The following is a 24953-nucleotide window of genomic DNA, read 5'->3' as shown; positions in this document are numbered from 1 at the left end:
ACGGGCCCCCGGAAGCCGCCCGCATCGCCGGTACGGGGGATATCCGTTCCCTCTCACCGGGGAGATGAGGATCGCTCTGCCCGGCGATCCCTTCCGAGCTGGAAAAACCCAGGATTAAGGCATACGCCAACCGCCTGGAGCCCTTGAGATGAACCCTCGTTTCGCATTCGTCGCCGCCCCCCTGCTCGTCCTGGCCTACGGAGTCATCCGCATCCTCGACGGCCTCGACGGCAGCAGAGGCCCCGGCCTCGCCTGGACCACCGGTCACCTGGCATTCCTCGCCGCCCTGGCCCTGTTCGTCCCCATCTTCTGGGAGATGCGGCGGATGGCGAACCGCGACGCCCTGTCCACGGTGAGCGCCGTGATGGGCACCGTCGGTGTCCTGGCCGCCTCCGCGCAGTTCGTCATCGACATCGTGGTCGGGTTCCTCTCCGCCGACCACGCGGCGATGGGCGTCCTGTTCGACCGGATCCAGGCCGTCCCGGGTGTCTCCCTCGCGATCTACGACGGCGGCCCCTACCTCTTCTACCTCGGCCAGCTCGCCCTCGTCGTCCAGCTCGCCGTGATCGGCCGCGTCAAGGCCTGGACGCCGGTGCTGGTCCTGTTCGACCTCGTCCTCCCGATCGTCGACCGCGACTTCATCCCGCTCGGGGCGATCTTCCTGCTCGTCTCCTTCATCTCCCTCGCCCGCGGGATCGCGCCCACGGCCGAGCCCGTCGCCGCCCACGCCGCCCGGCGTGCCGTCACCCACGCGTGAGCAGCCCGGTACGGGCCGACCGGCGAGCCACCCCCTGGCCGCCGGTCGGCCGCGTGCGCCTCCGGCCCCGGCCATGGCCCCGGCTGTGGTCCTGGCTGTGGTCCCGGCAGGGGCCACCCTCCGGTACCGGGGTGCTCCGAGAGGGAGCAGGATGGGGCATCGTGTCCGATCTGCCATTCATCGCCCGGTTACGCAGCCGACTGCGAGCCCTTCCCCCCTGGTGGGTGGATGTGGCACTCACCTCCGTGGTGATGGTCGCGCAGCTGTGGCCGTTCCTGGCCCATGACAACCCCCACCCCGCGCCCTGGCACTGGTGGGGGTACGCGGTCGTGATCACCGCCGTGACACCGCTGCTCTGGCGCCGCCGGGCGCCTCTGCCCGTGCTGGCCGTCTCCCTCGCGGCGACCTCCATGTACGACTTCGTCGACAACGTGCCCGCGCAGCCGGTCTGGTACACCGGGATGATCTCGATCTACACCGTCGCCGTGTACTCCCCTCCTTGGCCCCGCCTGCTCATGCTCTTCATCACGATCTGCGGCGGACTGCTGCTGGTCGGCTCGTCCGAGACCGCGCTGCGCGGCACCGTGCTGTTCGTCGCCGCGTACGCGGGTGGCAGGGCCGTCTCCGTCTCCCGCGCCTACGCGGCGGTCCTGGAGGAGCGGGCCGCCGAACGGGAGCGCGAGCACCGGGTCGAGGCGGAGCGGGCCGCCGAACGGGAGCGGGCCAGGATCGCACGCGACATGCACGACATCCTGGCCCACGCCGTGAGCATCATGGTGGTCCAGGCCGAGGCGGGACCCGTGGTGATCAGAAGCGATCCGGCCAGGGCCGAGGCGGCCTTCGACGCGATCGCCGCCTCGGGGCGCGACGCGATGGTCCAGCTCCGGAGGATGCTGGGAGTGCTCAAGGAGGAGGAGGGGCCCCGCGCGCCGCAACCGACCATCGGCGACCTGCCCACGCTGGCCGGCCAGGTCACGGGCACCGGGCTCGACGTGGCCTACAGCACCCGGGGCGAGCCCCGGCCGCTCCCTCCCGACGTCGAGGTTGCCGCCTACCGGATCACCCAGGAGGCGCTGACCAACATCGTCAAACACGCGGGCGCCTCCCGCGCCGACATCCGCCTCCGCTGGGAGGACGACGCTCTGACGATCGACATCACCGACGACGGCCTCGGCTCCGGGCTCTCCCTCCCGCCGGGCGGCAACGGCCTGATCGGCATCCGGGAGCGCGCCGCCGCCTGCGGTGGCACCGCGACCGCGGGACGCCGCGCCGACGGGCCGGGGTTCCAGGTGTCGGTACGGCTGCCGCTGACCGCCGTCGCGGCCCGCTTCACCGTCTGAGCCCCGTACACCCGCGAGCGCGTGTCGTACCCGGCGACGCTGTTCCGAGCCCCGTACACCCGCGAGCCGTACCTCGGGAACATGTGCTCCTCGGAGGCCGGCTGCCGGGAGCCGTGCACCGGCGGGCGGCAGGCCCGCCGGTCGGTGGGATCAGACCAGGTCGCGGGCGACGGCGCGGGAGCGCAGGCGATGCGCCTTCTGCCGGCAGGCCGTACCGCAGAACCTGGCGGGCCGGCCCGTGCGGGCGAGGTGGATGGGGGCGCCGCACGTCTCGCACCGGGGCGTGGTCGCACCGGCCCGGCTCCCGTCACCACCCGCGGCCGCCGCCGGAGTGCCGTCACGATCCGCGGCCGGGGTTCCGTTACGGCCCGCGCCGGGAGTTCCGTCGCGCCCTGCGGGCGGGGTTCCGTTACGGCCCGCGGCAGCGGTTCCGTTACGGTCCGCGGTCAGGGTTCCGTTACGGCCCGGGACCGCAGGCCGGCCCCCGGTACGGCCGGCCGCCATGGCTCCACGGCTCACCGGAAGCGGCGCGACCGGCGCGGCGGAGGCGACGTCGGCACGGGCGTCGTAGTCGGCGCGGGCGACGGCGATCTCGTTCTGGTGCCTCTCCGTCCACATGACGAGCGACTGGATCGTGTCATGCAGGGTCACGCCCAGAGGCGTGAGCTCGTAGTCCACCCGGGGAGGCACGACGGGATGGACGGTGCGGCGCACCAGGCCGTCGCGCTCAAGCTGGCGCAACGTCACGGTCAGCATGCGCTGGCTGATGCCGTCGACCTTGCGGCTCAGCTCGGTGAAGCGCAGGACGCGCCGGTCCAGCAGAGCGATCACCAGCAGTGACCACTTGTCCGCCACCCGATCGAGGATCTGGCGGACCTCGCAGTCCTCCCTGGTGTCCCACTGGCGGGCGTCGTAGTCGTCCTCGGTTCCCAGGCAGTTACTCGGTGACTTCGAAGTGCCGTCTTCCATCACCACTCAATGCTGCCGCATGATGCCCTTACTTACAAGAGGGAACTGACAGGCCGCGAGAGACCCCTCGCGGACCGCCTTGCCCGACCTCCGCATCCCGAGGAGCCATCCCGTGTCCACATCGCAGTCCACGTCGCGCGGCAGCCGGCGATGGTAGAGGCGTTCTCCGAGCTGCAAAGGGAGTTTTTCGAGTTCGTCGCGGACATCAAGTACTCGACGATGACCACGGTGGACAGCAGGGGACGCCCCCGCTCTCGGGTCCTGGTGCCGATCTGGCAGGTGATCGACGGCCGTCCGGTCGGCTGGATCGCCACGTACCGGACCCCGGTGAAGACCGCCCATCTGGCACGCAACCCCCACGTCACCACCTCCTACTGGAGCCCGGCCCAGAACGCCGTGTACGTCGACAGCGTGGCCTCGTGGGTCGACGACCACGAGGTGAAGCGCGAGGTGTGGGAGCTCTACCGCCAGGGCAGCCCGCCGCCGGTCGGCTACGACCCGCAGACGTACTGGAAGAAGGGACCGTCTGATCCCGAGTACCACGTGCTGCGCCTGGACCCCTGGCGCGTGCAGGTGCTGCGGGGCCGGGACCTGGCCACCGGCCGGCCGGCGAGGGTATGGCGGGCCGAAGGCGCCGCCTGACCCCGCACCCCGGCGGACCGGAGCACGGATGGAAAGATCGTCCTGTGACGCTGCTTCTCTCCCGCTCCGACCTGGAACGCCTGCTCGATGTGGATGCGTGCCTCACGGCCCTTGAGCAGGGGTTCGCCGCCGCCGCCCCGGCTGTCGCACCTCAGCGGATCCGTACGGACCTGCCCGGTCCGGGTACGGCCACCGCGCTCATCCCGGGGCTGATCGAGGGCGTCCCCGCCTACACGGTCAAGGTCAACGCCAAGTTCCCCGGCGCGCGGCCCGCTCTGCGCGGTGTCGTCTGCCTGCACGATCTCGAAAGCGGCGAGCTGCTGGCGCTGGTGGACTCGGCGACCGTGACGGCGTGGCGGACCGGTCTTTCGGCGGCGCTCGGCACACATGTGCTCGCCCGTCCCGGCGCCGCCACGGTCGCGGTCGTCGGCGCCGGAGCCCAGGCCGAGCTGGTCATGCGGGGCCTCGCGGCGCTCCGGCCACTGGACCACCTGGTGGTCGCCGATCTCGACGCCCGGCGGGCGGCGGACTTCGCCGAGCGCCAGGCCGCCCTCTCGGGCACCCGCTGCGACGTGGTCTCCGACGCGGCCGTGGCGGCCGGCAGCGCGGAGATCGTCGTGCTCGCCACCTGGTCACGCGAGCCCCTTCTGCGTGCCGGGGACGTCGGAGCGGGCGTTCACGTCACCTCCCTGGGCGCCGACGAGCCCGGCAAGTCCGAGCTCGCCGCCGACCTGCTCCGGGCCGGCCGCGTCATCGTCGACGACGTGCCCCTGGCGGTCGCGATGGGTGCGCTGGGCAACGCGGGCCTCACCGCGGACGATGCGGCGGGCACGCTGGCCCAGGTGCTGCGGGGTGAGGTGCCCGGCCGTCGCGGCGACGACGAGATCACCGTCTACGCGCCGGTCGGGTTGCCCTGGCAGGACCTGGCGCTCGCCTGGGTCGCCTACCGCCGCGCCCTGGACAGCGGCACGGGCCTTGAGTTCGAGTTTCTCGGCTGACCTGCGGTCCCGCCCACCGGTACGGCGGCGCCCGCGCTCCCCGAGGCTGCCCGCGGTCCGGCGCCGTACGGCCTCCTCAGCCGTGCACCGCCATACGGACCGGATCCTCAGCGACCCGCGGTGCGGACGTGCGGGTCCTTGTCGAAGTGCATCACGGCCCCGCGGGCGCGATACTCCGGCCAGCCGGGTATCCCATGGTGGTCGGGGTCTCCCGTATGCGCGAAAGCGGCCCACGCGTGTTGCACGGCCACGGCCAGTGACGCCTGCTCCGGCCGGTCGGCCCCGGCGAGCATGGGCGCCTCGTTCCATGCCCTCAGCGTCCCGAAGACGGACGGCAGCTCGATGCAGTGGCAGGCGCCCAGCGGGCTTCCGGCCGGGGACCAGTCGAACCGGTAGACGTGGGAGCGGCCACCGGAACGCGCCGCCAGCCGCGGGATGTCACGCTCGAAGAAGTGGCCGGTGGCCAGGAGCTTGAGAACCTCCAGGGGAGTGGGGTGCACCGCCTCCTCGCTTGCCCTCCGGTATTCGTCCTCGGCCGCCTCGCCGAGGAAGCCGCGCGCGACCTCGACGGCCGCGGACCGGTCGAGGTCGCGGAGGCGCTCGTCGGAGGCGGTCCAGGCCGCCGCCTCGTCGCGCGTGGAGCCGATGAGCCGGTCCATGCCGTCGGCCCAGCCGGACGCGTTCAGGAGGTCGGCGGCCACCAGGTCGTCGTCGGCCACGAGCTGGAACGGCGGGGCGAGCCGCAGGGGCGGGGACGCCCGCAGAAGCTCGCCCTGGGCCGCCAGCAACCGGTCCACCGGCAAGGTGCGCAGGCGGTGCGCCTGGCCGGGACTGAGCTCCAGCGCTCGCAGGTAGCGCTCGGTGACGGTGGTCGCGTCGGCCGCCGTCATCGGGGCGATGCCGGTCGGCGTGCTCTGCATGACGACCCGCCGGAACAGGCCGTCGGCGTGCGGCGTGGACATCATGGCGAGCGCGGAGAGCGCACCGGCGGACTGGCCGGCGAGGGTGACCTGACCGGGGTCGCCGCCGAAGCTCGCGATGTTCTCCCGGACCCAGCGCAGGGCGGCGATCTGGTCGAGCAGCCCGGCGTTGCCCCCGCCCATGTCCTCGATCCGCCCGGCCGGGTAGAGGAAGCCCAGGGGGCCGAGCCGGTAGGTGACGGTGACGACGACGAGGTCCCCGTGCGCGGCCAGCTGGGCTCCGGAGTACCAGTCCTGCCCCCCGGAACCGGTGATGTAGGCGCCGCCGTGCAGCCAGACCAGCACCGGCAGGCGGCCCCGCAGGTCCGGGGTCCACACGTTCACGGACAGGCAGTCCTCGGACTGCCGGGGCAACCGCATCGGACCCACGATCCCGTCCAGCCGGGATGCCGACTGCGGTGCGGCCGGTCCCGGTTCGAAGGCGTCACGGACGCCCCTCCAGCCGGGCGGCGGCGCGGGCGCGGCGAACCTGCGCTCGCCCACCGGCGCCGCGCCGTACGGAATCCCGCCGAACCTCGTGACACCGCCGGTACGGCGGCCGCGGACCGCGCCGGCGGCCGTCTCGACCACCGGGTCGTGTGACGACGTCATCGCGGTCGCCTGCGCCGGTGCCACAGGCGGCTACGCGACCGGCACACTCGACGATCCCCTCGACAGCGTCCGCCGCTTCACCTGGCTTACGTCCTCCTCTGCCCCTGTGACAGGGCGTAGATCTTCGTGAGCCGTTCCGGCGACGCGGCGTACCGGGATCCAAATCACCTGTCCGTCTCGTGTCGCCTACGGCGAAGACTGCCAGCCGGTGCCCGAGACTGTCTTCTCCGAGCATGCTGTCCACCTCGCGGCATGTCCCGCCTTTCACCCCCGCCGGACCGGCCGGTGGATCACTTGCCGCGCTTCCCCTGGCGCTTGGCGGACCTGCCACCGAAGAGGCCTTTGACACGGTCCTTGATGCTCTTCTGCTGGCCGGTCAGCCGGCTGGGCGGCTCCTTGGCGAGCCAGGACAAATTCTCCAATATGAGGTTTTTCCTCCTGGCTGTTTCATGAGGCCTGTCGTAGGTCGACACCATCCGCCACGCGATCTCAGAGGTGACGGTGTTCTTCTTGCCGAAGGCCCGCTGGCTGACGGTGAGGGCTTCCAAGAGCAGCGAGCGGGCTTCCGCCATCTCGCCCTGCGCATGGAGCGTCGCGCCGAGGTTGGCCATCGCGGTGAGGGTGTGGGGGTGCTCCTCACCCAGCAACCGCCGACGCCCCTCCAACACCCGCTCCTTGAAGGTGCGGGCTCCGTCCAGATCACCCTGCGCATGGAGCGTCGCGCCGAGGTTGGCCATCGCGGTGAGGGTGTGGGGGTGCTCCTCACCCAGCAACCGCCGACGCACCTCCAACACCCCCTCCTCGAGGGCTCGGGCCTCGTCCAGATCACCCTGCGCATGGAGCGTCGCGCCGAGGTTGGCCATCGCGGTGAGGGTGTCGGGGTGCTCCTCACCCAGCAACCACCGACGCACCTCCAACACCCCCTCCTCGAGGGCTCGGGCCTCGTCCAGATCACCCTGCGCATGGAGCGTCGCGCCGAGGTTGGCCATCGCGGTGAGGGTGTCGGGGTGCTCCTCACCCAGCAACCACCGACGCACCTCCAACACCCCCTCTTTGAGGGCTCGGGCTCCGTCCAGATCACCCTGCACATGGAGGATCGAGCCGAGGTTGGCCATCGCGCCAAGGGTGTGAGGGTGCTCCTCACCCAACAGCCGCCGACACACCTCCAACTCCCGCTCCACGAGAGCGCGGGCTCCGTCCAGATCACCCTGCGAATGGAGGATCGAGCCGAGGTTGGCCATTGCGTCGAGAGTGTCGGGATGCTCCTCACCCAGCAGCCACCGACGCACCTCCAGCACCCCCTCCACGAGGGTGCGAGCCTTCTCCCATTTCCCCTGGGCGTGCAGGGTCGCGCCGAGGTTGGCCATCGCATTGAGGGTGTCAGGGTGCTCCTCGCCCAGTCGCTGCCGGCGGACCTCCAGCACCCCTTCCTCAAGAGTGCGGGCCCGTTGGTACTGCCCGGCGTTGCGCAGGAGGGTCGCCTGGTAGGCCACGGAGGTGACCGTTTCGAGGTCGTCGGTGCCGAGGACCGCCGTGAACGCCTGGACCAGCCGGTCCTGCAACCGGGTGGCCCGCGCCCATTGCCCCTGTAAATAGAGCGCCTCGACCAGGTCCCGGCCGGCCCGCAGGGTGTCGACGTCGTCGGGTCCCAGGATCCGGATCCTGGCCTCGTACACCTCTTCGTGGGCTTGGCACGCCGCCGCGCGGTCGCCCTGGGCCAGCAGCAGCAGCCCGTGCGTGTTGCGGCAGCGGAGACACTCCGGCGCGTCCCGCGGAAGCCGCGCGGCCAGGGTCAGCGCGTTCTCGACGGCGGTCGCGGCCCGGTCCGTCCTCCCCCGTGCCAGGAGGTAGAGCGCGACCTGATTCAGCAGGTCGACGGTCCCCCCGGTGTCGACGTGGAGCCGCCCGGCGTGCTCCGCGGCGGCGATGGCGTGCGCGAGCGCCGCTTCGCAGGCGGGCCAGGATCGCGGATCACGGACGTCGCGGGGGAACGCCGCGGTGGTCACGGCGAGCGCGAGCCCGGCCCAGAAGGGCTCGTCGCCGGCCAGTTCGGTGCGGGTGACCGTCTGGACCATGCGGTGGATCGACAGGAGACCGTCGCCGGTCTCGGCCAGGGAGTACTCACCGAGGGCCCGGGTCGCGTCGCGGCGCCGGAACGGGTCGTTCAGGGCCTCGGCGAGCTCGGCGGGCATGTCCGGCACCGGGGTGAGCCGGTCCAGCGGGATCGCCTCGGCCCCGAGGAACGCGGCGAGGCGGAACAGGGCCACGGCGGCCGGGGACCGGTCGGCGAGCCGGTCGAAGGACACCCGCCACGTGGAGGCGATCGTCGTGTCGTGCGCCCCGGCACGGCCCTGCACGAACAGTTCGGGTGACTGCCTCCGGAGCAGGCCGAGGTAGTCGGTCGCGCGCATGCCGTCGGCGATGACGCCGGCGGCCTGGGTCAGCGCCAGAGGCAGGCGGCCCAGGGCCTCCGCGAGCTCCCGCGCCGTGCCGGCGTCGGTCACCTGCCCCCGCCGCCGCAGATACTCCACGGCGGCCGGCAGCGGGAGGACCTCGATGTGCCGGGATTCGGCATGCTGCCATTCCCGGAGACGAGAGGTGATCAGCACGTGCCCGGAGTGCCGGTCGGGGAGGAGCGGGAAGACCTCGCCGGGGTCCTCCGCGTTGTCGAAGACCAGCAGCCAGTCCTTACGCCGGCGCAGCTCCTGGCGGAGCGCCGCCACCGCCTGGCCGTCCTGGTCGAACGGCAGGCCCAGCACCGTGGCGAGCTCGGCGTAGTCACCCCGCAGGGTCGCGGGGTCCTCCGCGCGGATCCACCACACCATGTCATAGGCGGCGGCGTGACGGGAGGCGTACTCGACCGCCAGCTGGGTCTTGCCCAGGCCGCCCAGGCCGGTGATCGCCTGGACGGCCGAGGTCGCGCGCCCGGCGCGGAAGGCACGGTGCAGGCCGGCCAGCGCGTCGTCCCGTCCCACGAAGTGCGGATCCGGGCGGTGCCCGCGGAGCTCCCACACCTCCTGGGCGGCGCCGGGAAACCGGGTCCGGTTGGCGGGGGCGTTCGGGAAACCCCCGCGGGCGACGCGCGCGACGCGGCCGGCCACCCCGTTCAGCAGGCGGCTGCGGGCTTCGTCCTCCTCGCCGACGTCGCACAGGTCGATCGAGATGATCGGCCCCATCGACGGCGGGACCTGGTGATCGGCCACCTTGACGGGGATCAGCGCCCGTTCCTTGCCCTCCAGCCCCTGGTAGTGGGCGGCGGTACGGGCGGCCATCTCCGAGGCCACGTAGTCCGGCGAGAGCACGCCGATGGTGTGGCGGCAGGTGGCCAGCGCCCTGTCGAGCCTGTCGAGGAGGTTCTCCCCGGGCAGGAAGTCCCACGCCTTGACGATCACTCCGTAGCCGGCGCCCTTCAGCTCCGCCGCGATCCACTCCGCCCACTGCGCGTCGGCGTCGGCGTGGCTGACGAAGAAGTCCGCCTCGTACTCAGTGCCCGGCACCGGCCCTCCCGCTCTCCGCGTCCGCCATGATCCTGTTTCTCAGCGCGGTGTCAGGGGCGCGGGCCACCCGGATAGCGGGGACTGCCGGACGGCCGGGCCGTCCGCTCGGCGACCCCCTCCAGCAGCCGGTCACGGGCCTCGGCCTCCTCGACGTCCACCAGGTCGATGTAGACCAGCGGCCCGAGCAGCGGGGCCACGTCACACTCGGCCACCCGGACCGGGACGAACCCGCGGGTCTTGCCGAGCAGCGTCTGGCGGTAGGCCGCGGTCCACTCCGCGCGGGTGAACAGCGAGGTCAGGTAGTCAGGCGAGAGCACGCCCAGGGTGTGCCGGCACATGGTCAACGCGTGATCCATGGCCGCCATGAAATTGTCGCCCGGCCGGAAATCCCATGCCTGGATCGTCGTGGTGTATCCGGCCGTCTCCAGCGTCGCGGCGATCCACGTGGCCCAGGGCTCGTCCTTGCCGTTGTAGGTGACGAAGAAATCCTTTGTGTGGCTCACCACCGGGCCGTTCTCCGCCATGATGCCTCCGCTCGACGCCCGGTGCGAACCGCTGTCCACCGCCATGTAACTTACCCGTACTCGGCATGCCGACCGCAATGAACGCCAAGTCGCATAAGCGCCCGTTTCCCCCGCGGGCTCAGCGGATCGGCCGCGCAACAGGCCACGCCATACGGCCACCATGGATGAATTATCCGATTTAGCAAGATATATCTAATTTAAACTCATAAATCCGATTTATAAGACGAGTAGAGGGAGGGCCTCCACTCCCACCGCGATCGGGAAGAGGCCGGGCGTCATCCGGTGTGGGGGGCCGCCGGACAAGGTAGGGGGGTGAGACCTCTGTCCACGGGCGGGCTGATCGTTCATCGTAGGAGTCGATCGACGATGAAGGCACCACCCGGCGTGCCGTGAGCTTGCGGAGGTTGGCATGGAGGACTACGGCATCACCGGCGCCGGGGTGGACCTGGAGATCACCGTCGGCGTCCCGCCCGAGCGGCTGTGGGACCTCATCACGGCCGTGCCCCGCATCGGCGAGTGGAGCCCGGAGTGCGAGGAGGGGGCCTGGATCGGCACCGGCGCTCCGGCGTTGCGGGAGGGCCAGCGGTTCCAGGGGCGCAACCGCCGGCAGGGCAGGGTCTGGACGGTGACATGCATGATCACCGAGGTGGAGCGCCCGCGCACGTTCGCGTGGTTGGTGCTCGACCGCGACGAGAACCCGGACCGCCCCTCGTCGAGGTGGCGCTACGAGCTGGAGCCGGGCGACTCGCCGGGGCAGACCCTGGTCCGGCACAGCTTCGTCCACGGTCCCGGTCAGAGCGGTCTGCGCGAGATGATCGAGGGCAACCCCGAGATCGCCTCGGTCATCCTCGACGTGCGGATGGGCGAGCTGCGCAAGCACATGACCGAGACCCTCGACGCGATGACGCGTCAGTGACCTCGGCGCCGGCCTGATCCGCCGGGCCGGCGCGGCCGCCCGTGTCCTGCCCGATGCGCGCAGGGGACCTCAGCGCGCGAGCGCGAGGGAGCGGATCTGGTCGAGGATGGACGGCCAGAGGGCTCTGGGCAGGTCGTGACCCATGCCGGGATAGGTGACCAGCCGTGCGCCGGGGATGGCGTCCGCCGTGGCCCGACCGGCCCTGAGCCGGATGATCGGGTCGTCCTCGCCGTGCAGGACGAGGGTGGGGATCCGCACCTTGGCCAGCGCCCTGCGCCGGTCTCCGGAGACGGCGACCGCGGCGCGCTGGCGCGCGTCGCCTTCGGGGGTTCCGGGGTGGCGCTCGTAGGACCGGCGGCCGATGTCGCCCACCTCCCGCTCGTCGAAGGGGTAGCGCGGGGAGCCGATGAGCCTCTTCATCGCCACCGCCTCCTGCGCCGCCTGGTCCGGGCTGGTCACCGGCATGCCCGAGATTTTCAGGATCGCCTTCAGGGTGGCCATCTTGGGCATGGTGCCGATCCGGGCCGCGGGGGTGGACATGATCGAGGTGAGGGTGCGCACCCGGGAGGGGTGCCGGATGGCGAGGGTCTGGGCGATCATCCCGCCCAGCGAGGTGCCGACCAGGTGCGCCGACTCCCACCCCAGCGCGTCCAGCACCGCGACGGCGTCCCCGGCCATGTCCTCCAGCCGGTAGGGCGCCGAAGACGGGCGGATCATGGTCGTGAACCAGCCCGGCGCCGGCGCGTCCGCCAGGTGGGTGGACAGGCCGGTGTCACGGTTGTCGAACCTGGCGACCTGGAAGCCGAGATCGACGAGCGCGTGGCACAGGTCCTCGGGAAAGATCAGCATCTGGACCCCGGTTCCGCTGATCAGCAGCAGCGGCTCCCCGTCGGGGGGACCGAAGGTCTCGTAGGCGAGTTCGATGTCTCCGTGGCTCGCGGTGCCCATGGTTTCGCCCTCTCGATAGGTCATACTGTGTATGAACCAGTTTTCAGTGAATCCGAATTCGCTGAATATAGATTCACTGAACGGGAGTCGACCTGTCAAGGGGGGCGCGTGTCCGCATCCGAGCCGACGGCCGCAAGCCGTAAGGCCAAGGCCGCGCAGACCGAGGTCGCGCTGAAGGAGGCCGCCCGCCGGGTGTTCGCCCGCAACGGCTATCTCAACACCAAGATCACCGACATCACCGCGGAGGCGGGACGCTCCGCCGGCTCGTTCTACAAGCACTTCGCGAGCAAGGAGGAGGTGCTCCAGGCGCTGCTGGCCGACTGGTTCGCCCAGGCGGGCGAGGAGCTGTCGACCCATGAGGCGGGCGACGACCTGTCGAAGGAGCCGGCCCTGCGCGCCCGCGTGGCCACGTACTGGCACACCTACCGGGCGCACCTCCCCGAGATCCATGCGCTGGGCCAGGCCGCACTGGTCGACCCGGAGTTCGCCGAGCGGGTGGCACAGATCAGGCACGCCCAGCTGCAGACCATGCGCGAGCACCTCCAGCGGCTCCAGGCCGCCGGGTTCGACCTACCCGGCGATCCCGCCGTCCTGGCATCGGCCTTCAACGCCCTGCTTGAAGGGTTCTGCGCGGTCTGGGCCGGCGGCGGCGGAGAACCCATCGGCCGGGTCCTCGGGGATGACGAGGCGATCGACACCCTCACCGGCCTGCTCCGGCACGGCCTCACCGGCCCCCGGCCGTAGCGGCCGACCGCTCACAGCACCGGCCCCGGCTATAACCGCCGACCACTCACCCCACCGGCCCCCGGCCACAACCGCCGACCACTCACCCCACCGGCCCCCGGCCACAACCGCCGACCACTCACCCCACCGGCCCCCGGCCACAACCGCCGACCGCTCACCCCAACCGGCGGCCGAGGGCGGCCCCTGGTCCGCCGTCGCCCGGAGCTCGCCGGATCAGGGGCAGACCCGCTGGTAGGGGAGGTCCTGCGCGTAGAGCCGCCACTCCTCTGGACTGATGGGACGGCCCGCCACCGCGCAGGTCTGGGACAGGACGTCGACCACCTCGGAGACGTTCCAGACACGCGCCGTCCCGTCGACCCCGGCGGTGGCCACGAGCCGACCGGTGGGGGCGAAGGCGATCGCCTGGACGGCTCCGTCATGACCATTGATCGGCCTGCCGATCTGCCGGTGCGTCTCGACGTCCCACAGTCTCACCGACCGGTCCTCGCCTGCGGTCGCGACGGTCTTCCCGTCGGGGCTGAACGCCACGGCGTACACCGGGCCCGTATGGCCGAGCATGGACGCGCCGACCTGTTTACGGGTGGCGACGTCGAGCAGGACCAGCCGGTTGTGACTGTCGGTGGCGGCCAGCGTGCGGCCGTCCGGGCTGAACGCGACGGCGACGAAGGGATCCTCGGCGCCCCTCAGGGCGGCGCCGAGCTGCCGGCCCGTGCCCGTGTCCCACAGGCGCGTCGTGCCGGCGGCCGAGGTGAGCAGGGTCCGGCCGTCCGGGCTCGGCACCATGTGGATCACCTCCTTGGCGTGCCCGGCCATGGAGATCCCGGTCCGGCGCCCCGTACGGACATCCCACTGACGGACGACGTTGTCCCCGCCGGAGGCGAAGAGGGTCTTTCCGTCCGCGCCGAAGGCGAGGACGAACGTGCGCCCCTCATGCCCGGACAGCGTCCCGATCTGCTCGCGGGAGGCCGCGTCCCACAGCCGGACCGTGCCGTCCTCACCCGCGGTGGCCAGCGTGCGGCCGTCGGGACTGAACCTCGCGACCATCACGGCACCGGTGTGGCCGGTCAGCGCGACGCTCCTCGGCGGGGTCGCGGCGACCTCCCACACTCGGGCGACGCCGTCGGCGTGGGCCGTCGCGAGCCGCCTGCCGTCAGGGCTGAACGACACCGAGCCGACGGGACCGGAGCCCCCGGTGAGCGCCGCGCCCAGCTGCCGGTGGACCGAGACGTCCCACAGCCGTGCGGTGTCGTCGCGGCTCGCGGTGACGAGTTCCCGGCCGTCGGGACTGAACGCGAGCGAGGTGACGTAGCCGGTGTGGCCGGTCAGCGTACCGATCTGCGCACCGGAGGCCGCGTCCCACAGCCGGGCCAGGCCGTCCGCGCTGCTGGTGGCCAGGACGCTTCCGTCGGGGCTGAACCGCACAGCCGTCACAGCGCCGCCGTGGCCGGCCAGACCGGTCCCCACCTCCCGGCGGGTGGTCACATCCCACAGCTGCGTGGCGTAGTCGTTGCCTCCCGTGGCCAGCCGGCGCCCGTCCGGGCTGAACGCCACGGTGGCGACGAAACCGTTGCGCCCCTTCAACGCGCCGCCGATCCGCCGGCGGGTCCGGGTGTCCCACAGCTGGATCACGCCCTCGTCCTCCGCATCCCCCACGGTCGCCAGCAGGCGGTCGTCCGGGCTGAACGCCGCGGAGATCACCCGGCCTCGGCGGACCAGCACGCCTTCCTGCCGGTGCGTGGCCACGTCCCACAGCCGGGCCGTACCGTCCTCACCGGCCGTGACCAGCCGGCGGCCGTCGTGGCTGAACGCCGCGGTGTAGACCCAGCCCGTGTGACCGGTGAGCGGGGAGCCCAGCGGCCGGCGGCGTGCGAGATCCCACAGCCGGACCGAGCCGCTGAGGCTCGTGGTCACGAGCAGGCCGCCGTCCGGGCTGAACGCCGCCGAGGTGTACCTCTCCGCGGGCTCGGTCAGCGGTGATCCGATCTGCTTCCTGGACGATCTGTCCCACAGGCGTACGGTTCCGTCGAGGCCGGCCGTGACGACGCTCCGGCCGTCGGGGCTGAACTGGGCCGACATCACGCCGCCGGTATGACCGAGCAGCTCACCGCGGCCCGGCCTGGCCAGGGCCGCCATCATGCCGTGCCGGCCGTCGGCGTTGAGGGGGTCGACGCGGGTGGCGGCGACGGCGAGGAGCTGGGACAGGACAGGGTCGGAGTCGCCGATCAGCGCGCCGCGGTCGGCCATGAAGCGCGCGGTGGCGATCTTCAGTTGCCGGTTGGCGGTTCCCAGGGCGTTCACGGCCAGCACCGTCGCGACGAGAGCGGCGACAAGCAGGATCGACAGGCTGCCGATGGTCAGGCGCACGAGCCTGCGCACACGCCGTTCCTCCCGGATGTCGGCGCTGTCGAGCTCGTCCTTGGTGAGACCGTGCAGGGGCGCGGCGATCTCGGCGACCTGGTCCCGGAAGACGCTGTCGCGCAGGGTCAGCCGGTCGGAATCTCTCGCCCACGACATGTCGACGTGGCGCGGCTCGACGCGCAGCCGGCCGTACAGCGCGGGGTGGACCGCCGTCGACGCCTCCCGGTCGAAGTCACCGGCCCGGCTGTCCCACCTCAGCGTGCCGCCGGTGACGACGAGCAGGATCCGGTCCGGGGTCCGGGTGGACAGCCAGTGGAGGATCTCCTTGCCGACCCCCTCGGACGCTGCCGCCTCGGGAGAGGCCATGATCACCAGCCAGGCCGAGGAGTCGAGAGCGGTGCGGAGGTCGTTCCACAGGTCCGGGGTGACGGCCAGCCCCGAGGCGTCCCGGAAGATGTTGAGCGCCCGGCGCCTGTTCCAGGGTTTCGCGAGTCGCCCGAGTCCTTCCTGAACGGCGGGTGCGAGCTTGCCGTCGGCGGCGTGCGAGTAGGAGATGAAGGCGGCGTAGCGTTTCGCCGTTTCCCTGCCGCCCGCTTTCGTGTCTTCCATGGAAGAGGAGGGTTCGGTCATATCTGGCCTCCGGCGCACCCGATCCATCGCTGGCGGGGATAGGACGTCCGGGAGGGAACGCCGGTTGGCCCGCGAGGTCCGCATCAGGCCCGTGCCGTACCGGGAATTCCGGAGCCCCGTCCCGGCCCGGCACGTCGATTCCCTGGCGCGATAAATGCGCAATCCAGAATAAAAGCGCCGCCCCGGCCGATTGTTAACATGACCGCGTCCGGAGAAATCCTGGGGGGAAAGCGTGGCCGCGAAAATCATGCACAGCCGATGGTCGGCGACACGTGATTCTCTCAGGGAGACCGGCGACCGGTTCGTCGAAATGGTCTCCTCCTCGCGGGACCCCCGGGCCAAGGTGACCGCCGACTGGTCCGTGGCCGACACCGCCGCCCACGTGGCGACCATCGCCTCGCTGTACGCCTCGATCCTGCGGCCCGACGAGCTCCCCCACCCGTTCCCCGCCCTCGAAGGTCACATCCTGGCCGCCACGGTGGACACCGTCGCCCGTCTCAACGACATGGTCCTGCGAGACTTCACCGAACGGGATCCGCAGGTGCTCGGCCGGCGGCTCCGCGCCGACATCGACCGCATCCTGCGAGCGGGCGAGCACCTCGACCCCGCGACGCCGGTGACCTGGCTCGGCGGGGCCCGGGTCCCCGCCGCGGGAGTCCTCGCTCACCTGATCAACGAACTGATGATCCACGGGTGGGACATCGCCCGCGCCACCGGCGCCCACTGGGCGATGCCGCCGCAGGACGCCGCCCTGTTCTTCGACATGTTCCTCATCGGAGTGCTCCGCCACGACATCGGGCGGCTGCTGGACACGGGAGAGCCCGCGCGCGGGCGCCGCATCGCGGTCGAGTTCCGCTCCAGGCACACCGTCCCCGTGACGCTGGTGCTCCGCGACGGCCGGGTGTCGGTCGAGGAGCCGGGCGGCGGCACCGACGTGCGCCTGTCCTTCGATCCGGCGACACTCAACCTGATGCTGTTCGGCCGGGTCGGCAAGGTGCGTGCCGCGCTCACCGGCAAGGTCCGCGTCGCAGGCCCCCGGCCATGGCTGCTGCCCGCGTTCCTCCGCGCCGTGCGCCTGCCGTCGAACTCGTATCCGCTGTCACGCCCCGACTGAGCCGCCGCCGTCTTCCTGGGTTCCCGGATTCCCGGGTTCCCGGGTTCATGCCGTGACCGTGGACGACGGCGCGGACGCCGCACTCGCCGAGCTCCCGGAGAAGGAGAGCAGATGGATCTTCCCCAGGTCGTGTCCCGAGACGAGTGGCTGACCGCTCGCAAGGAGCTTCTCGCGAAAGAGAAGGAGTTCACCCGCATGCGGGACGTGGTCACCGAGGAACGCCGCGGGCTGCCCATGGTCAAGGTGGACAAGGACTACGTCTTCGACGGCCCGGACGGCGAGGTGGATCTGCCGGGGCTGTTCGACGGCCGCCGCCAGCTCATCGTCTACCACTTCATGTGGCTCTGGGACACCGACGAGGGCTGCGCGAGCTGCTCGCTCCTGGTCGACAACATCGGCCACCTGTCGCATCTGCACGCGCGCGACACCTCGCTGGTCCTCGCCTCCCGTGCGCCGCTGGCCGGCATCGAGCGGTTCAGGGCGCGCATGGGCTGGACGGTGCCGTGGTACTCGTCGTACAGGAGCGACTTCAACTACGACTTCAACGCCACGATGGACGAGTCCGTCGCGCCCGTCGAGTACAACTACAAGGACAAGGCGACGCTCATGCGGGAGGGCCTGGCCTTCTTCGTGAAGGGCGACGGGCACGGCATGAGCGTCTTCCTGCGCGACGGCGACAGCGTGTTCCACACCTACTCGACGTACGGGCGGGGTGCCGATCTACTGGTCGGCACGTACAACTACCTCGATCTGACACCACTCGGCCGGCAGAAATACATCAACGAGTTCCTCCACCACGACAAGTACGACGTCTAATGCTGTGACCAGAAAGGTTCACCGGCCTCGCCGTCCCCGCTTTCCACGTGGTGTCCCGCCTCCTCCAGGGCGATGACGGCCTGCTGCTCTGTCTGCTGGGGAACCAGAACCAGGTCGGCGTGGAAGGTGGAGGCGACGAACACCGGTATCGCCGCCTGTGCCAGCGGTGTGACGATCGCCGCCAGCATTCCGGGGACGTCCAGGTCATGGGCGGTGGCGCCACTGTAGAAACCGATCCACCGTTCCCCTGACTCCAGAGGCCGGACCGCACGGACAACGGTCAGCCCTTCCGGCCCGCGGACAAGCACGACCCAGTCGTCCCCGGGTGACGCCGCATGCGGCAGTTGCTCGACGGCGAACACTGAGGAGACGATGCGCAGGTGCTGAGTCGTAGGCGAGTTCATGGACGCGTGTCTACCAGAGACCCTGCGACCTTCGCTCGTTCGGCCAGCGGCACCCAGTGAACGCTTCCGGTCACCGCACCAGCCACGAGCATGGCTCCCACCACCTCACGGTCGCCCAGAGTCGCCGCGTACGCGCGGGCGGAATCGGCGTACACGGCATTCACCAGGAACGTGGACCGCACCAGCGCGGCCACTGTCCCGATCCGGCCGTCAACATGCTTACTCGCCGGGCCGACAACAAATTCGTGGAACGAACTACCGGTTGAAACCCACCTTGGCTGAACCTCGACCAAGGCACCTCGGCTCACGGATCCGGCCCTCAGGGCCGACCACGACAGATAGCGATCCCAAAATCACGTCATCAAGTGATCCAAGTCGCCCCCACACCGTCCAGGCCACTCCCCGGCCGCACGGGCATGCCCCCACGGGAACCCACAGGCAGACGGCGCATCGATCTGCGCCCCTGCCCGGCTGGCGCTGACCGCTCCTTGTCGGCGGCCGGTCACCGGGCGGCGGGCGGCCGCGAAAATCGATGGACGGGCCGCCAGGGCGGTGGAATAGTCCCCAGCGTGATCGTGCCTGCCGCTCCCCCGCCGGTCCCGCTGGCTGACGGTCTCGTCCTGAGACAGTCGTGTCCGGCGGACCTCGACCAGATCGGCGCGCTTCTCGCCGAACGCGGGGAGCCCGCCGACGCCCTCGACCACCGGCTGGTCGTGACGGACCCCGAGGCCGGGTGGCCGGCCTGTGCCGTGGTGGTCGACGGCGACCGGGTCGTCTCCACCGCGACGCTCCTCGACGAGGAGCTGCGGCTGGCCGACGTACGGCTCCCCGCCGGCCAGGTCGAGCTGGTGGCCACGGACCGGGAGTACGAAGGCCGCGGGCTCGTGCGGGCGCTGATGCGGTGGGCGCACGAGCGCTCCACCGCCCGGGGTCACGTTCTGCAGATAATGATCGGGATCCCGTACTTCTACCGGCTGTTCGGCTACGAGTACGCCGTCGACATACCGCCCGCGCCGGTCGTGCGCACCCCACCGGCCGGGGACGGGACACCCGCGCTACGGGCCGCCCTGCCTTCGGACATCCCGGCGATGACGGCGCTGCAGGACATGGCGCAGAGCCGGTTCGACGTGGCCGTGCCGCATCCGGCGACGCGCCGGCGATGGCTGCTGGCCCACGAGGCGAGCACGACCTGGGTGGTGGAGCGCGGCGACCGCGTCGTCGCCACAGGGCGCACCACGCCGCCGGACGACGACGAGGTGCTCCTGGCCGAGGCCGCCGCGCTCGATCAGGAGGCGGCGCTGGATCTGCTCCGTGGCGTGGCCGCGCTCGTCCCCGGCGGGCAGGTACGGGTCGTCGAGCGGGCGGGCACGGTGGCCGCGGCGGCCTGGAGCGACCTCCTTCCCGCCGAGCGACGGACGGAGGCGGAGCAGTACTACCTCCGTGTCCCGGACGTGACGGCGCTGCTGGACCGGCTGCGGCCGGTGCTGTGGCACCGCCTTGTCGCGGCCGGGATCGACCGCGCCGGCCGCGACATCGTCATCTCCACTTTCGGCGCCCACTACCGGATACCGGTCCATGCCGACGGCCTGGGCGCGGTCACCGCCGGCGGCGCGATGCAGAGGCCCGGAGTCGTGGACGGCGCCGGGGTGGCACCTGACTACCTGCCGGCGCTGCTGTTCGGCCCACACGGGATCGACGGGCTGTCCCGGATCCGGCCCGATGTCTACCCCGGCCCCGACAGCCGGCTGTTCCACGCGCTGTTCCCGCCGCTCACCGCCGACGTTCTCAGCTACTACCTGCCGTACTGACGTCGGCATCCGCCACCCGCGCATGACGCGGCGATCTCGTCGTTCGACCGGCCGGTGGCGCCTTCCGGTTTTTGGAGGGGAATGTCCAGCCTTGGAAACCGATGCCGAGTGATCACAGGCGACACACCGCGGCAGAGCCCGACCCAGCGGAGATCAACCGCTTAACCTGCGGAAACAGGATCACCGAGGGTCGGCTATCCCACTGGGTGCGACCTTTGACGTTCGATTTCAAGGAGAGCACATGCGGAGAACACTCACCGTCGCCCTGGTGGTGCTGAGCGCGGGAGCGGGCACCGTCGTGCCCGCGCTGGCCGAGAGCCGCCTCCGCCTCAACGTCATCGGGCTGACCAGCGACCAGCGCCTGGTGAGCTTCGACAGCCACTCCGCCGACCACACCCGCGACCTCGGCAAGATCTCCGGACTCCAGGAGGACACCAGGATCGTCGGCATCGACTACCGCGTGCAGAACCGCAAGCTGTACGGCATCGGCGACCTGGGCGGTGTCTACACGCTCAACGGGGCCGCCTGGGCGCGCAAGGTCTCCCAGCTGACCGTGGCGCTGAGCGGCAGCCATTTCGGCGTCGACTTCAACCCCGCCGCCAACCGGCTGCGCGTGATCAGCGACACCGGGCAGAACCTGCGGCACAACATCGACGACCCGGTCGGCACCCCCGCCGCGGGGACGACCGCGGCCGACGCCACGCTGACCAATCCGGCCATCCCGCCGGCTCCGGGCGCCACCGCGCTCGGCGTCTCGGGCGCCGGATACACCAACAACGACCTCAGCGCGGTGACCTCCACGACGCTCTTCGACGTCGACACCACCGCCAACCGGGTGAGCGTCCAGTCTCCCGCCAACGCGGGCACCCTGGCTCCGACCGGCAGCCTCGGCGTGGCCGCGACCGGTGGAGCGGGATTCGACGTCTACAGCTCGCTTCGGAACGAGGTCACCGTCTCCAACGTCGCCTTCGCCACGCTGCGGGTCGGCGGCTCCTACAAGTTCTATCTGATCGACCTGCTCACCGGCGCCGCCACCTTCCAGAACGCGTTCCCCGCCAATCGTCAGGTCGTCGACATCGCCATCCCGCTCTTCCGGAAGTGACCCCCGCCCCCGTCGTCAGGGCCGCCCGGCGCGGCGGGCGGCCCTGACCGCCGGCGCTACGTCGTGGCCAGCGCCTCCGTGGGGGCGAGGCGGGAGGCGCGGATCGCCGGGTAGAGGCCGGCCAGAGCGCCGATGGCGAGGGTGGCGGCGACCCCGCCGACCACCGCCCAGGGTGGGACGACGGCAGGCCAGCCCTGGTAGACGGCGTACCCGGCGGTGACCGCGGCGCCCAGCGACGCGCCGCCTGCCCCGCCCAGGGCAGAGAGCAGGAGGGACTCAGCGAGGAACTGGGTGCGGATCTGACCTCGGGTCGCGCCCAGCGAGCGGCGCAGGCCGATCTCCGCCCGTCGTTCCAGCACCGAGATGACCATGGTGTTGGCCACTCCCACCCCGCCGACGAGCAGGGCCACCGCGCCCAGACCGAGCAGCAGCCCGGTGAACGCCTCACCCGCTGCCTGCTTGGCGGCGAGCGCGTCCGAGGGGCGGGAGACCTCGACCTCGTTGGGCGCCTCCGGGTTGGCGGTGGCGCCGAGCACCGAGCGGACCGACTCCACCTGGGATTCCTCGGAACGGGTGTAGACGGTGGTCGGATGCCCGTCGAAGCCCAGTTCGGACTCGGCCGCCGGCCAGCCCACCAGCGCCGCGGTGTCCAGCTCGGGGGCGAGCGGGGCCGGGTCGAGGATGCCGACCACGGTGAACCACTCGCCGCCGATCAGCACCTGCGTGCCGGGTTTTACCCGGCCGATCCCGAGCCGCTCCGCGGCGGTCGCGCCGAGCACCGTCGCCGGGTAGGCGGCCGTGGCGGCGTTGAGCCAGGTGCCGCTCCTGACCTCGGCGCCGATGGCGGCGCGCAGGTCGATCCGGGCGGCGTAGGCGGCGATCCCCTTGGTCTCCGTCGCGGGGACCTTGTCGGTGCGATAGACCTTCGCGCCGTCGACGGAGCCGATCGCCGACACCGCCGACACCGGGCCGATCCGGCCCACCATCGCCTCGGCCTCGACGGGCAGCCGGGCCTGCTCGCCGGTCATGGTCGTACCGGGCGAGACGGTGAGCAGGTTGGTGCCGAGCGAGGCGAGGGCGCGGTCGAGGTCGGCGCGGGAGGAAGAGGAGATGCCGACGACGGCGACCATCGCGGCGATGCCGATGGCGATGCCCAGCGCGGACAGGAAGGCCCGCATCGGGCGGGTGCGCAGACCCACCGCACCGACCTTGACCACGTCGCCCGGCCACATCCGGGCCGGCTGCAGCGCGTCGGCGGCCATCAGCTCACCTCCGGCACGGCGGCGTCGCGCCGGACGGAGTCGGCCACCACCCGGCCGTCGCGCATCCGCACCTGGCGGGGCAGGGACGCGGCGATCTCCCGGTCGTGCGTGATGATCACGACGGTGGTGCCGGTGGCGTGCAGCTCGCGCATGAGCCGCATCACCCCGGCCCCGGAGGCGGAGTCGAGAGCGCCGGTCGGCTCGTCGGCGAGCAGCAGCGCGGGGTCGCCGGCCACGGCGCGCGCGACGGCGACGCGCTGGCGTTCGCCGCCGGACAGCTCGTGCGGCTCGTGGTCCATGCGGTGGCCGAGGCCCACCCGCTCCAGCGCCGCCGCCGCGCGACGGCGCCGCTCGCCGGACCGCAGCCCGGAGTACAGGAGCCCGTCGGCCACGTTGTCCAGCGCCGCGGTGCCCGCGGCCAGGTGGAACTGCTGGAAGACGAAGCCGATGCGGCTCGCCCGCAGCGCGGACAGCTTGGCGTCGGAGAGCCGGCCCACGTCGTACCCGCCGATGTGCACGCTGCCCGAGGTGGGCCGGTCGAGGGTGCCGAGCACGTTCAGCATGGTCGACTTGCCGGAGCCGGACGGGCCCACGATGGCGACGAGCTCGCCGCCGCCGATGTGCAGCGAGACGCCGGCGAGCGCGGTGACACCGCCGGGATAGACCTTCGTCACGTCCGTCAGGGAGATCACTTCGGCATCCCCACGGTCGCGCCCTCGGCGATCCCGTCCCCGGATACCTCCACCTGGCCGCCGCTGAACAGGCCGGTCCGGACGGGGACGTACGTCGAGGCGGCACCCCTGACGACCTCCACGCCGAAGCCGCCCTCCTGCAGCGCCAGCAGCGCGGCGACCGGGACGGTGAGCACGTTCTCGCGCGTGCCGGCGGTGAAGGAGACGTCCACCGAGGCCAGAGCATAGGCGCCGACGGCCTTGCGGGCCTTCCCGCCCACGAGCTCGACGACCACCTCGACCTTGGTCTGCGCGTCTTCGCCTTGGCCCTCACCCGGGTCGATCACTGTGGTGACCTCGTCGACCCGGCCCTTGACCGTCGTGTCGTCGGGGAGCGTGACGGTGACCTTGGCGCCCTTCCTGGCCAGCCGCTGGTCGGCGGCGTCGAGCTCCACGGTGACGGCCCTGGTGGTGCCGGTGTAGGAGAGCACCTTGCCGCCGGGCGCCGTCAGGTCGCCCTTCCCCGCCTGGAGACTCTCCACGCGGACGGCGTGGGGGGCGAAGACCACGTGCCCGAGCTCGACGGTGCCCGTCTCGTCCAGGCCCCGGTCCTCCTGCCACCGCATGACCGCCTCCGCCGTGGCGTAGGTGTACTCCTCGTCCACCGTGAACCCGCCGTAGCCGAGCGCCTTCAGGTTCCTCTCCAGCTGCCTGACGTCCGGCCCCTCGACGCCCTGCGCCAGCGTGCGGTAGGCGGGCAGCGAGCCGTACAGCAGCGTCACCGGCCTGTCGTCCACCTTGTACAGCGCCTTGCCGCGGGTGATCCGGTCGCCGGTGCCGGGCAGGCGGGTGAGCGTGCCGGACAGCCTGCTGGTCGCGGTGGTCGCCGGGCCGTAGCCGAGCTCTCCGTCGGCGCTCTGGGTGTCGATGAGCGTCTGGCGGGTCACCGCGGCGGTCTCCGGCGGCAGCGCGCTCTCCGCCGTGTCGCCGGCCGGGCCTCCGCCGCCGAGTCCCAGCGTGGCCACGCCCGCCGCGCCGGCCGCGGCCGCGGCGACGACCGTAAGGGCGACCCTCCCGCCGCGGCGCCTCCGCCGGCGCGGGCGCGTCTCCTCCACGGCCGCCCGATCCGCCCGGTTCTCCTGGTCCGTCTGGCCCGCCCGACCCACCTGGTCCGTCTCGTCCGTCCGGTTCTCCTGGTCCCGCACGGCGGCTCCGTCCGTCACTGGTCCGCTCCGCCGCCCGGGCCTCCCGAGAAGATGCCCTGGCAGCTCTGCTGGGCCTTGGCGAAGTCCGGGTCCTCGCCCATCTTCCTGTCGATCCTGATCCCGCGCTGGCCCGGCTGGGGGTCGGGGAACTCCTCCAGGCCGTTCTCGCGCATGCACGCGGCGAACTTGCGGCCTTTCTCCTCGGCCTCGGGGTCCGCCTGCTTGGGGCCGTTCTCCATCGGGCTGTACTCACGGCAGGCCTCCATGGCCTTCTCCGACTCCGGGCCCTTCTTCAGGGTGAGCCTGATGCCCTCACCCGGCTTGGGATCCTCCATGTCGACGCCGTGCTCGCGCATGCACTGCGCGAACTTCACCCCCATCTCGTCCGGGCTCACGCTCTTGGCGGCGCCGGCCGCGCCGTCGCCTTTCTTGCCGCCGCCCGCCGAGGCCACCGTGCTGCCACCGTCGTCCGCGCCGCATCCGGTCAGGGCCAAGGTCAGCGCCAGCGGCAGTGCCACCAGCGCGCTGCGGATCCGAAGTCGCATCGTCCCGTCTCCTTCCGTCGTGGCCGGACCCCTTCCGGCCTGTCGGAAGGTGATGTAACGCGACGGCGTGTTTCCCCGGCGTTTCCATGACCGCCGGCCGTCTCCGCGGCCACCGAGAACGATCACTAACGG

General features: G+C 71.7%; 21 protein-coding genes. 10 read left to right on the top strand and 11 right to left on the bottom strand.

Annotation, left to right across the window (positions count from 1 at the left end; all coding sequences use genetic code 11):
• The first annotated feature begins 148 nt into the window (after positions 1–148).
• A complete protein-coding gene (locus tag SROS_RS01530; RefSeq protein WP_012887104.1) occupies positions 149–757 on the top strand; it encodes a hypothetical protein in 609 nt (202 codons plus the stop codon).
• Between the two features lie 161 nt (positions 758–918).
• Entirely contained in the window at positions 919–2097 is a 1179-nt protein-coding gene (locus SROS_RS01525; protein ID WP_012887103.1) for a sensor histidine kinase, read from the top strand.
• A 150-nt stretch (positions 2098–2247) separates the two neighbouring features.
• On the opposite strand, the gene SROS_RS54160 is transcribed toward SROS_RS01525, so the two are convergent.
• Positions 2248–3066 carry a winged helix-turn-helix transcriptional regulator gene (locus tag SROS_RS54160; protein ID WP_012887102.1) on the bottom strand — a complete coding sequence of 273 codons (819 nt, stop codon included), beginning with the start codon at positions 3064–3066 and terminating at the stop codon, positions 2248–2250.
• Positions 3067–3216: 150 nt separating this feature from the next.
• Here SROS_RS54160 and SROS_RS01515 point away from each other — a divergent pair, with 150 nt between their 5' ends.
• Both SROS_RS01515 and SROS_RS01510 read left to right on the top strand, forming a co-directional pair.
• Positions 3217–3708 carry a pyridoxamine 5'-phosphate oxidase family protein gene (locus SROS_RS01515; RefSeq protein WP_012887101.1) on the top strand — a complete coding sequence of 164 codons (492 nt, stop codon included), beginning with the start codon at positions 3217–3219 and terminating at the stop codon, positions 3706–3708.
• Between the two features lie 44 nt (positions 3709–3752).
• A complete protein-coding gene (locus tag SROS_RS01510) occupies positions 3753–4706 on the top strand; it encodes an ornithine cyclodeaminase family protein (protein ID WP_012887100.1) in 954 nt (317 codons plus the stop codon).
• A 107-nt stretch (positions 4707–4813) separates the two neighbouring features.
• Here the strand turns inward: SROS_RS01510 and SROS_RS01505 are convergent, their stop codons facing one another.
• The 3 genes from SROS_RS01505 to SROS_RS01495 all read right to left on the bottom strand — a co-directional run bounded on the left by SROS_RS01505 (position 4814) and on the right by SROS_RS01495 (position 10298).
• Positions 4814–6277, bottom strand: a complete 1464-nt coding sequence (locus SROS_RS01505) for a carboxylesterase/lipase family protein (RefSeq protein ID WP_012887099.1) — start codon at positions 6275–6277, stop codon at positions 4814–4816.
• A 290-nt stretch (positions 6278–6567) separates the two neighbouring features.
• Entirely contained in the window at positions 6568–9774 is a 3207-nt protein-coding gene (gene fxsT / locus SROS_RS45580; protein WP_012887098.1) for an FxSxx-COOH system tetratricopeptide repeat protein, read from the bottom strand.
• 50 nt (positions 9775–9824) lie between these two features.
• Entirely contained in the window at positions 9825–10298 is a 474-nt protein-coding gene (locus tag SROS_RS01495; RefSeq protein WP_012887097.1) for a toll/interleukin-1 receptor domain-containing protein, read from the bottom strand.
• Positions 10299–10707: 409 nt separating this feature from the next.
• Between SROS_RS01495 and SROS_RS01490 the strand changes: the two genes are divergently transcribed.
• A complete protein-coding gene (locus SROS_RS01490; protein WP_012887096.1) occupies positions 10708–11214 on the top strand; it encodes an SRPBCC family protein in 507 nt (168 codons plus the stop codon).
• A 69-nt stretch (positions 11215–11283) separates the two neighbouring features.
• On the opposite strand, the gene SROS_RS01485 is transcribed toward SROS_RS01490, so the two are convergent.
• Positions 11284–12186, bottom strand: coding sequence for an alpha/beta fold hydrolase (locus SROS_RS01485; protein ID WP_245564538.1), 903 nt, complete (start codon positions 12184–12186; stop codon positions 11284–11286).
• An 84-nt stretch (positions 12187–12270) separates the two neighbouring features.
• Here SROS_RS01485 and SROS_RS01480 point away from each other — a divergent pair, with 84 nt between their 5' ends.
• Entirely contained in the window at positions 12271–12906 is a 636-nt protein-coding gene (locus tag SROS_RS01480) for a TetR/AcrR family transcriptional regulator (RefSeq protein WP_012887094.1), read from the top strand.
• Positions 12907–13119: 213 nt separating this feature from the next.
• Here the strand turns inward: SROS_RS01480 and SROS_RS01475 are convergent, their stop codons facing one another.
• On the bottom strand, positions 13120–15873 hold the full coding sequence (locus tag SROS_RS01475) for a TIR domain-containing protein (protein ID WP_169369220.1): 2754 nt from the start codon (positions 15871–15873) through the stop codon (positions 13120–13122).
• A gap of 253 nt (positions 15874–16126) precedes the next feature.
• Between SROS_RS01475 and SROS_RS01470 the strand changes: the two genes are divergently transcribed.
• Together SROS_RS01470 and SROS_RS01465 are read left to right on the top strand one after the other, a co-directional pair.
• Positions 16127–17008, top strand: a complete 882-nt coding sequence (locus SROS_RS01470; protein ID WP_218919798.1) for a maleylpyruvate isomerase N-terminal domain-containing protein — start codon at positions 16127–16129, stop codon at positions 17006–17008.
• Between the two features lie 111 nt (positions 17009–17119).
• Positions 17120–17824: a DUF899 domain-containing protein gene (locus SROS_RS01465; RefSeq protein WP_012887091.1), complete on the top strand. Its 705-nt coding sequence runs from the start codon at positions 17120–17122 to the stop codon at positions 17822–17824.
• Here SROS_RS01465 and SROS_RS01460 read toward each other — a convergent pair.
• Positions 17821–18186 (bottom strand): ACT domain-containing protein, encoded by a 366-nt coding sequence (locus SROS_RS01460; RefSeq protein WP_245564536.1) that lies wholly within the window; start codon positions 18184–18186, stop codon positions 17821–17823. The two genes, SROS_RS01465 and SROS_RS01460, sit on opposite strands and share 4 nt — an antisense overlap.
• A gap of 611 nt (positions 18187–18797) precedes the next feature.
• Between SROS_RS01460 and SROS_RS01455 the strand changes: the two genes are divergently transcribed.
• Both SROS_RS01455 and SROS_RS01450 read left to right on the top strand, forming a co-directional pair.
• The gene (locus tag SROS_RS01455) at positions 18798–20036 is read left to right on the top strand and encodes a GNAT family N-acetyltransferase (RefSeq protein WP_012887088.1); all 1239 of its coding nucleotides are present in this window, start codon (positions 18798–18800) and stop codon (positions 20034–20036) included.
• 241 nt (positions 20037–20277) lie between these two features.
• On the top strand, positions 20278–21138 hold the full coding sequence (locus SROS_RS01450) for a DUF4394 domain-containing protein (RefSeq protein ID WP_012887087.1): 861 nt from the start codon (positions 20278–20280) through the stop codon (positions 21136–21138).
• Between the two features lie 56 nt (positions 21139–21194).
• Here SROS_RS01450 and SROS_RS01445 read toward each other — a convergent pair whose 3' ends face one another.
• Genes SROS_RS01445 through SROS_RS48515 form a run of 4 tightly spaced genes read right to left on the bottom strand, consistent with a single transcriptional unit; the run spans position 21195 to position 24821 of the window.
• Positions 21195–22400 (bottom strand): ABC transporter permease, encoded by a 1206-nt coding sequence (locus tag SROS_RS01445; protein WP_012887086.1) that lies wholly within the window; start codon positions 22398–22400, stop codon positions 21195–21197.
• Entirely contained in the window at positions 22400–23092 is a 693-nt protein-coding gene (locus SROS_RS01440) for an ABC transporter ATP-binding protein (protein ID WP_012887085.1), read from the bottom strand. The genes SROS_RS01445 and SROS_RS01440 overlap by 1 nt, the downstream gene beginning before the upstream one ends.
• On the bottom strand, positions 23089–24294 hold the full coding sequence (locus SROS_RS01435; protein WP_012887084.1) for a peptidoglycan-binding protein: 1206 nt from the start codon (positions 24292–24294) through the stop codon (positions 23089–23091). Before SROS_RS01435 ends, SROS_RS01440 begins: the two co-directional genes overlap by 4 nt.
• The gene (locus SROS_RS48515; RefSeq protein WP_012887083.1) at positions 24291–24821 is read right to left on the bottom strand and encodes a hypothetical protein; all 531 of its coding nucleotides are present in this window, start codon (positions 24819–24821) and stop codon (positions 24291–24293) included. Before SROS_RS48515 ends, SROS_RS01435 begins: the two co-directional genes overlap by 4 nt.
• Between the last annotated feature and the right edge of the window lie 132 nt (positions 24822–24953).

The sequence above is a fragment of the Streptosporangium roseum DSM 43021 genome, assembly GCF_000024865.1.
Classification (GTDB): domain Bacteria; phylum Actinomycetota; class Actinomycetes; order Streptosporangiales; family Streptosporangiaceae; genus Streptosporangium; species Streptosporangium roseum.
The sequence above is the reverse complement of the archived record's forward strand: the minus strand, read 5'-3'. Positions and strand labels throughout refer to the sequence as shown.